The 9,559-nt window shown below is 37.1% G+C and carries 8 protein-coding genes and 1 pseudogene; 8 read left to right on the top strand and 1 reads right to left on the bottom strand.

Features of this window, described 5'->3' with window-relative positions; all coding sequences use genetic code 11:
- Positions 1–108: 108 nt before the first annotated feature.
- Entirely contained in the window at positions 109–1,002 is an 894-nt protein-coding gene (locus JOD03_RS13600; RefSeq protein ID WP_204592000.1) for a LysR family transcriptional regulator, read from the bottom strand.
- A gap of 349 nt (positions 1,003–1,351) precedes the next feature.
- Between JOD03_RS13600 and JOD03_RS13595 the strand changes: the two genes are divergently transcribed.
- The 8 genes and pseudogenes from JOD03_RS13595 to JOD03_RS13560 all read left to right on the top strand — a co-directional run.
- Positions 1,352–2,647 carry a CapA family protein gene (locus JOD03_RS13595; RefSeq protein ID WP_204591998.1) on the top strand — a complete coding sequence of 432 codons (1,296 nt, stop codon included), beginning with the start codon at positions 1,352–1,354 and terminating at the stop codon, positions 2,645–2,647.
- Positions 2,648–2,670: 23 nt separating this feature from the next.
- On the top strand, positions 2,671–3,666 hold the full coding sequence (locus tag JOD03_RS13590; RefSeq protein WP_204591995.1) for an ABC transporter ATP-binding protein: 996 nt from the start codon (positions 2,671–2,673) through the stop codon (positions 3,664–3,666).
- 21 nt (positions 3,667–3,687) lie between these two features.
- Entirely contained in the window at positions 3,688–5,094 is a 1,407-nt protein-coding gene (locus tag JOD03_RS13585; RefSeq protein ID WP_204591993.1) for a serine hydrolase domain-containing protein, read from the top strand.
- A gap of 69 nt (positions 5,095–5,163) precedes the next feature.
- Positions 5,164–6,453 (top strand): M20/M25/M40 family metallo-hydrolase, encoded by a 1,290-nt coding sequence (locus tag JOD03_RS13580; protein WP_239584999.1) that lies wholly within the window; start codon positions 5,164–5,166, stop codon positions 6,451–6,453.
- A 165-nt stretch (positions 6,454–6,618) separates the two neighbouring features.
- Positions 6,619–7,161 (top strand): M20/M25/M40 family metallo-hydrolase, encoded by a 543-nt coding sequence (locus tag JOD03_RS13575; protein WP_204591990.1) that lies wholly within the window; start codon positions 6,619–6,621, stop codon positions 7,159–7,161.
- A 2-nt stretch (positions 7,162–7,163) separates the two neighbouring features.
- A complete protein-coding gene (locus JOD03_RS13570; RefSeq protein ID WP_204591988.1) occupies positions 7,164–7,850 on the top strand; it encodes a M15 family metallopeptidase in 687 nt (228 codons plus the stop codon).
- A 36-nt stretch (positions 7,851–7,886) separates the two neighbouring features.
- Positions 7,887–8,975 (top strand): serine hydrolase domain-containing protein, encoded by a 1,089-nt coding sequence (locus JOD03_RS13565; protein WP_204591986.1) that lies wholly within the window; start codon positions 7,887–7,889, stop codon positions 8,973–8,975.
- 225 nt (positions 8,976–9,200) lie between these two features.
- Positions 9,201–9,464, top strand: a pseudogene (locus JOD03_RS13560) (IS21 family transposase); the annotation flags it as partial.
- Between the last annotated feature and the right edge of the window lie 95 nt (positions 9,465–9,559).

Raw genomic sequence — 9,559 nt, 5'->3', positions numbered from 1 at the left:
ATCGTACAAAGGTATATCCGGAGCCCACTATCAAATATCAGATGTGAAATAGTTCAAAAAGGTCCGGCCAGGGTTTTTGGCCGGATTTTCTTATTGATATTCAAAGCATTATTGCGGATAGTGACTACCTTGTTTCAATATAAAATTAAAAAAAGTGTCAGTTATACTATCAAAGGTTTTATCCTTTAGGAAGATTAAATCATAATTCGTTTGGATGTCTGGTAGATCAGATACTATTAATTCCATAAGGCACCCTCTTGTGAGTTCCTCTTTAATAGCCGATCTTGGTAAAATAGCAATCCCTATTTTGTTTTTAACCATTTGCTTAGCAACCTCAATATTATCAATTTCAATAACAATATTTTGTAAAGAGTTTAAGCGATCAAAAACATTTTGAACAAGTGCCCAATCCGTTGTTTTTCTAGCATATTGAATGAATTTTTCGTTTGTTAAATCCTTTATTGAAATGATCTTTTGTGATTTGAAAGGATGGTCAGGATATATCGCTAGAACCATTTGATCATTAAATAAATGTATCGTTTCAATTTTCGGATGATAAATAGACCTTGAGATGCCGAAGGACGATTGATTATTTAACACCATATCTAAAATTTGATTTGAATGTCCTGTCCGTACGTTTACTTTCGTATCAGGATAATCTATATTAAATTCTTTTATTAAATTCGGGAGCAAGTTGATAGCACCGGTAAAAACTGCCGAAATGTTAATCAGGCCACCCGATTCAAAGTCCTTCCGTTGAACTGCGTATTTCCCTGCTTGCAAATGATGAAGCACCTGTTTTGCATGTGGTAGAAAAGCCACACCTTCCTCTGTTAACGAAATACTATTTCCTCTGTCAAAGAGCTTGCAATTTAATAAACTTTCTAAAGATTTAATCCGTGAACTTATTGTTGGTTGTGTCGTATATAGAACCTCTCCAGCTTTGCTAAAACTTGACGTAATAGCAACATATAAGAATGCCTCAACTTGCTCAATGTTCATAATAGTCCCCCTAGTATAAAATTTGCTTATAAGCATTATTATAAAGATTAATTTGATTTACGAAATAGTTTGCTCTAAATTTAATTAATATTATTGAATTCAAAAGAGTTTAAAGATTCAACAATATTAAATTGCGTAGTGTATTAACCACACTATTACTTAAATTTAATGGTGACTTCTTGGCACAAAGACTAATTTGATAATTCAAAATCGGGAGTAGGGGGTTATTAAATAAGTATTTTATCTTAGAGTAAGTATTCTATTAAAACTGTTTTAGAAGCTAATGTGCGTAAATGGGAATGAAGTTGAAGTAGGGTCCATTTATTAATCTTTGAAAAGGGTGATTATCTTGAATAAACAAATAGTATTTTCTGCGACAGGTGATAGTTTTATCACAAGGCGGCTGCCTTCAAAAGATGGGCCATTTCAAGAACTGTCTTCTCTTTTGAAGAATACAGATGTGCGATTTACGAATTTAGAGGTGACAACCCATAACTTTGAAGGAGAACCTGGTGCTGTTAGCGGGGGGACATGGGCTATTGCTGCACCAACCGTTTTAGAGGATCTAAAGGACTATGGATTTAATTTAGTAGCATGGGCAAACAATCATACATTGGACTACTCTTTTGGTGGGTTGCACGCAACTGAGAGAAGTTTAAATCAGTATGGATTCATTCATGCAGGAGCGGGCAAAAATTTAGCAAAAGCAAGTGAACCAAGATATTTAGAAACAGCTTCTGGAAGAGTAGCATTGATATCAGTTACCTCGAGTTTCCATGAATCGTGGATAGCCGGTAATGAACGTCCAGATATGATGGGAAGACCAGGTGTAAATCCTTTGCGTTATCATACGATTTACACAGTTACTTCCGAAAAAATGAAACAACTTAAGTCTATTGCTGAAGCTGTAAACATTAATGCTGAGTATGATTTGTCAGTTAAAGATGGGTTTATTGTGGAGGAAGATGACGAATTATTTTACTTTGGCGGGCATTATTTTAAAGAGGGTGTCCATGAGGGAGAAAGTACTACTCCTTCCAAAGTAGATTTAGAGCGAATCAGTAGATCTATCCGGGAGGCTAGTCGGCAGGCAGATTATGTATTGGTTAGTATTCATGCCCATGAGATGCAAGGGAAGGATTTAAGTCAGCCAGCAGAATTTTTAAACGCTTTCTCTAGAAGATGTATTGATGAAGGGGCCCATTCTGTGATTGGCCATGGTCCACATATTGTTCGAGGAATAGAAATTTATAAAGAAAGACCGATTTTTTATAGCCTAGGTAACTTTATCTTTCAAAACGAAACAGTTACCCACTTGCCAGCTGATTTTTATGAAAAGTATGGATTAACCAATACACATAGTGTTGCGGATGCATTAGATGTTCGAAGTAAAAATGAGACCAGGGGATTTGGAACTAACCCTAAAATTTGGTCATCCTTTGTCCCGGTGTGGAAGATGGTGGATGGAAAGTTAAGTGAAATTGAACTGTATCCGGTTGAATTAGGATACGGGCTTTCACGCTATCAAAGAGGGTGGCCAGCTCTTACAGATGATACCAACATATTAGTAAAGTTACAAGAATTGTCTAAACCATTTGGAACTGAAATAAAAATTGATAACGGTATCGGGAAAATCACTATTTGAGATTAAGGAAAAGGAGGGGGAATATGTCAATACAAACTAAAAACGAAAAGCAACCTATTCTTCAAATCCAAGGATTAAAGAAACACTTTCCAGTAAAAAGCTCTCTAGGATTTTTAGGTGGGGCAAAAGGAAATGTTAAAGCCGTTAATGATGTTTCTTTTGAATTGTTTGAAGGTGAAACTTTTGGGTTGGTAGGAGAATCTGGGTGTGGGAAAAGCACATTAGGAAGAACAATTTTACGACTAACGGAACCAACGGAAGGAAAAGCAATATATATAAACAATGATGTTTTTAAATTGCCACCGAAGTCATTTAATAATATGCGACAGGAATTACAAATGGTCTTCCAAGATCCATATTCCTCATTAAATCCTAAGAAAAGAATTGGTTCAATTTTAGAAGAACCTTTAATCATTCATGGTATTGGTAATAAAAAGGAACGTACCGAAAAGGTAATGGATATTTTATACAAAGTTGGATTGCAGGTAGACCATTATTATCGTTACCCGCATGAGTTCTCTGGTGGACAAAAACAGCGTATTGGGTTGGCTCGAGCATTAATTGTCAATCCGAAAATAGTTGTTTGTGACGAGCCTGTTTCTGCTCTTGATGTATCGATTCAGTCGCAAATTCTCAATTTATTACAGGGATTACAGGCCGAATTAAACCTATCATACCTTTTCATATCTCATGACCTTAGTGTTGTACGCCATATTTCTGACCGTGTAGGTGTCATGTACTTGGGTAATATGGTAGAGGTAGCAAAAACGGAGGCCCTATATGCAAAGCCACTTCATCCTTATACTGAAGCCTTGTTATCAGCCATTCCGCGTACAAATTCAGAGTTTAAGAAGGAACGTATTATTCTAAAGGGTGAGGTTCCCTCTCCTCTTAATTTACCTTCGGGATGCGTTTTTCATACACGCTGTCCATATGTAAAAGATGTGTGTAAACAAGAGGTTCCTGTTAAAAGGGAAGTGTCACCACAACATTTTGTTGCTTGTCATTTATACAATTAATTTAAAGGAGGTACAGATCAAATGATACCAGAACAGATAGTATCCACACTTGATAAGGTGCTTAATGATAAATGTGTGCAGGCTAATATTCCTGGCATGGCTTTGATTATGTCGCAAAATGGCCATCCAATTTTCGAAAAATATTATGGTTACCGCGATGTTGAAAATAAGCTTCCGGTCAATGGGGACACTGTTTTCGGAGTTGCTTCTATCACAAAGTCATTAACGGCTCTAGCCGTTATGCAACTAGAGGATGCAGGAAAGCTCTCAGTTGATGATCAAATCATTCGGTGGTTACCTGAACTCAAACTGCCTAACAATCAATTTAGGGAAAAAATAAAAGTCCATCATTTACTCTCACATACTAGCGGTTTACCAGGGATGAGTGCAGTTAACTGTGCAAGAGCAAATAGTATTTTGGATGATCCGCACGGAGAGTACCTATCTGATAGATTGTCTCTATTATCTAATTATAAAAGGGTTAGAACCGTAATAGAATTAATGGGGGTTATGAGCGAGGCGGAATATTCACTACTTGGTCCCCCCGGTTCAATGTTTAATTACTCAAATGAAAGTTATGCATTACTTCAAGAAATAATCGAGAGGGCTAGTGGAGAGGCCTTCATTACATATGTACAGAAAAATACGTTACAGCCTTTAGGGATGAATCGTTCCTTTTTCTTAACATCTGACCTAAAGAATATAGAGAATGTTACAGAGCTCTATTCATACAGAAGAGAAGATGATACTGTTTTCCACTCACCAGCATGGTGGGATGTAGGGGATATTTATTCAAATGGGTCTCTTAAAACATCTAGTTCTGATTTAATGAAGTATTTAGATGTTTTCCGCCTTGATGGAACAGTAAAAGGAGAAAGAATTGTCTCTAAAGCTAGTGTACAAAAGATGACTTCAGCTCAAGCGACAACGCCGACGGGTGACCGTTATGGGTATGGCTTAAAAGTGGATTGTCTTTCGGGAATGAGAATTCTTGGGCATGGTGGTAGCATTAAGGGCGTTTCTTCTCATATTAAGGTCGCTAAAGAACAAGACATCACTGTTTCTGTTCTTATTAATATAGCGGAAGCTGATGCAGAGAAACTGGCCTTTACATCATTAAACCACGGACTTCAGCTACCTGATGTAACCGATAGGGAATTTGCAGAATACAAAATTTCCGAAGAACAATTAAATTCTTTCACAGGTATGTACCTATCTGATGAGGGACAAAACGCTGAGGTCTTACCGTGTGATAATGGCATCCAGATGAAGGTGCAAAGGAATCTATTCCGTTTGAGGCCTTATACGATAGATAGCTTTATGACCCCCGGGGGTGAAAGAATAAAGTTTATTACTGATGATATAGGGGAAGTTATAGGGTTATTCAAAGGCAACCGCTTTATCCCAAAGACAACATCTCGCATTTAAAGATAGTAAAAATAATGCCGTTAGAAGCATGCATAGAAAAAAATAATAGATTGCTTGGAGGGTTAGCTAATGTTTGAAGAACAAGGCATGGAAAAATCAATTATTTCTGATTCAGTTAAAGCAGTATATAAAACACTGCTTGCCAACTCCCAAGTAGAAAGTGGACTTTCCTTTTTGAAAAATGATAATGACTATACAACTGACGAGCAAATTGAACTTACAGCCATAGAGGCACCAACCTTTTTTGAGGAAAAAAGAGGGCTGTATTATAAAGAAAAACTAGAAGCTCTTAATATTCACAATATTACGATAGATGAAATAGGGAATGTATTTGGGGTTCGCCCAGGTAGTGGAGATGGTCCGAAATTAGTGGTTTGTGCTCATTTGGATACTGTTTTTCCTGCAGGAACAGATACGAAGGCAAAAAGGATGAATGGTAAAATATATGCCCCTGGCATTGCTGATGATGGAAGAGGCTTGGCCGTTGTACTCACATTGATTAGAGCTTTAAATCACGCCGACATTAAAACACGGGGTGACCTAATAATCGGAGCAACCGTTGGTGAAGAAGGTTTAGGGGATTTACGAGGCGTAAAAAGTTTGTTCGAGAATCGGAATGATATTGATGGTTTTATTTCAATTGAGCCGGGATCACCGCAGCAGATTACTTATTTAGGAACAGGAAGTAAACGCTATTCGGTTACGTATAAGGGGCCAGGTGGACATAGTTTTGGCAACTTTGGAACAGCGAATCCCATTCATGCTTTAGGAAGAGCGATTGCTAACATAGCGTCTTTAGAAACACCTGCTAACCCTAAAACAACGTTTAATGTTGGTGTAATTAGTGGAGGTACTTCAGTGAATACGATTTCTGAAACTGGGAACATGATCATTGATATCCGTTCCAATTCACAGGATGAATTAGTACGACTTGAAGAAAAGCTACTTACAATTATTAACGAGGCTGCAAAGGAAGAAAACCTTCGATGGAATAAATCAAATGAAGTAACTGTCGACATCAAACTGGTCGGTGATCGTCCCGCAGGAACACAAAGTCCCGACGCGATGATTGTACAAGTTGCAGCGGCTGCTACAGTAGCTCTGGGATTCGAACCGATATTGAATGATGCAATTAGTACGGATTCGAATGTCCCTATCCATCTTGGAATACCGGCAGTTACACTTGGTGGCGGTGGAGATGCTGGTGGTTTCCATACGTTAAATGAATACTATGATTCAACAGATGCTCATTATGGTGTGCAAAAAATTTTCCTAACGATTTTAGGTCTTATTGGTTGTGAAGATACAACTGAATCCTTGCTTGAAAAAATAGCAAATGTTCGATTCTTGCAAAATTGAAAACAAATATTGAAGAATCGATAATAAATTTATGGGAGAATCAACATGGAAAAAGTTTATCAATATATAGACGACAATAATGAAATGTATCTTGAATAGCTCATTGAATTATGCAAACAACCTAGTGTAGCTGCTCAAAATAGAGGGATCAAAGAGACAGTTAGTTTGGTTGAAAATCACATGAAAAATATAAGTGCAACTGTTGAAACAATCCACACTCCGGGAAATCCAATCGTTTATGGAGAACTCCAATCAAATAAGGGCAAAACACTATCTTTTTACAATCACTATGATGTACAACCGGAAGATCCTATCGAATTATGGGAGAGTCTTCCTTTTTCTCCTGAAATAATAGATGGGAAACTTTTTGCGAGAGGCGTAGCGGATAATAAAGGAACATTTATGTCACGCATTTGTACTGTCCATGCCTACCAACAGGTCTATGGAGAACTTCCAATCAATTTAAAGTTTATTGTAGAAGAAGTAGTAGAGGTAGGGAGCCCCAATTTAGAAGCGTTTGCGGATAAATATATCGATAAGATACGCGCCGATGCAAACATTTGGGAAAATGGCTTTAAAGATGTTGACGGTAACCTTCAAATAAGCCTAGGTTGCAAAGAGATGCTGTATGTAGAACTTCATGCAGAAGGGGCAATTACAGATCTTCATTCGGAAAGAGCTCTTACTACTAATATACGAGGAGGATAACTATGGCAGATCCCAAAAAAATGTATTACGAAATGCTTGAAAGTACATTTCCCACATATAAAGAATTCACCACTATTCCAGTGTGTGACAACGGAGAACCACTTGTGCCAATTGGTTCAGAGTTCGAAGGCAGCTTACAAATTTTAGAAAATTACAAACAATATACGGGTAATCAAATCTTTGTTCGCTCCCATGTTGTAATGATGCTAATACACGCGCAAAAAGAGCTGAGGGAAATATACCCAGATTATAATCTGGAGGTTGTTTGTGGGTATCGTCATCCTGAAATTCAGGAAAAAACACATAGTGAACACAAGAAGTGGTTGAAAGAACAGAATCCACTTTTGGAAGGAGATGAACTGACAGAAGTAGCTCATCGTTTTAGTGCAGCCCCAGATGTTGCGGGACATCCAACAGGTGGTGCGGTTGACGTGCGAATAATCGGATCTGAAGGATTGCCGGTGAACATGGGGCCTGAATTTGAACCAAGTAAAGATATTTATGTATTTTCTCCGTTTGTGGAGAAAGAAGTATGGCATATTCGACAGATTTTGCGAAACTGCATGGTTAAGGCCGGGTTTGCTCCGTTTGATGGGGAATGGTGGCACTTTGCTTACGGAGATCGAGAGTGGGCCAACTATTACAATAAGCCCGAAGCAATTTATGCACAGTTAAACTTTCAAATTTAACTATACTTACTACTTTCCAAAAAGGAGGTTTTAATAATGGTACAACAAGTAAATTCGAATAATTTAAAGTACCAACAACTTGATAAACTGTTTACAACGTTATCTGATGAACAGAAATTTAATGGAAATATCATGATTCTTGAAGCGGGAGAAGTTATATATAAAGGGACATTTGGTTATGCCGAGCTAGATAAATCGAAAAAGTTAACATACGAAACGGTATTTGAACTGGCGTCTGTTTCAAAGTTATTTACAGCATTGGGAATAATGATTTTGAAGGAACAAGGAAAACTTGATTACAATGATATGGTAGAAACAATATTACCCGAGCTCCCTTATAAAGGTATCTCTATCCGAAATCTGTTGTCACATACTTCCGGGTTGCCCGATTACATTGAGTTGTTTGCACAATGTTGGGATCGATCAAAAATTGCCACTAATCAAGATGTGATAGAACAGCTCAATATTCATAAGCCCGCTGAACACTTTAAACCGAATGAAAAGTATGAATACAGCAACACTGGTTATGTGCTACTGGCTATGATTATTGAACAAGTATCAGGAATAAGTTTTGCTAATTTTTTGAATAAATATATTTTTAAGCCGCTTGATATGGAAAGTACTAGGATTTTTAACCGCCGTTTTTCTTTGGAAGTAATTGACGATTATGCCTATGGATATGTCTATTCTGAGATACTAGGAAAATATAGTTTGCCTGATGTTTTACAGGAACACGATTTTGTTAATTATTTGGATGGGATTCAGGGAGACGGAGTTGTTAATTCAACACTGGACGATTTAAGAAAGTTGGATAGGGCACTGTACACGGAAAAGTTAGTAAGCAAGGGTACTCTTAAAGAAGCTTTTTCCCCTGTTATACTAAGTGATAATAATACGTACGATTACGGCTTTGGTTGGCAAATTCGTAATAACCCTGAAACAGGAAAAATTGTTTACCATGGAGGCAGTTGGCCAGGGTATCGAACCTGGTTTAGCCGTTATATAGATAATGACAAAACTATAATTTATCTTACAAACGTGGAACGGGAACGGGAATGGACACAAACACTTATAGAGGTTGTGGAGAATATTTTGTTTGATCGACCATACCAGATTCCGGAGTAACGGAAGTATTCTAAATTTAAGAACGGAATAAACTCAGGCGGAATCTCAAAGGTTTTCCTCTACAGGCGAATACTTATATCGTGTAGACAACGTACTGGTAAGTACAAGTCTACACGTTTTTTTTTTCCAATCTACTAATTTTAATTTAAATATGTACAGAGTTGCTTGAATAGATATGTACAAAATCGATCACATCTTCTTTATGCTAATTTTGAGGTGATCAATTTGTATATATCGTTGAACGTTGAAATGGATTTTGAGATTAAAGGTCTAGAAAACCTACCAAAATTTTAACAAATAATGGAGCAACTAAAAATGAAAATAAATAAGAGCGAACTAGCAAGGGAACTTGGAGTCAATCGAAGAACGATTGAAAAGTATCTAATGGGCTTTATTCCAAAACGTACACGCAATAAACGTTCCAAAATAGATGAGTATTATTCTATTATATCGATACTACTTTCTGAGGACTCCAAACAAAAGTTTTATTGTTAATGCTGATTAAAAACGTCAATTTGTTGACGGTATTGTTTGTCCAGGAATTGACGGATATAATGTCCTTAACAAACCTGAAGAAAGGAAAA

The sequence above is a fragment of the Chryseomicrobium aureum genome (genome assembly GCF_016909155.1).
GTDB lineage: Bacteria > Bacillota > Bacilli > Bacillales_A > Planococcaceae > Chryseomicrobium > Chryseomicrobium aureum.
This window is presented reverse-complemented; position numbering and strand designations above follow the sequence as displayed.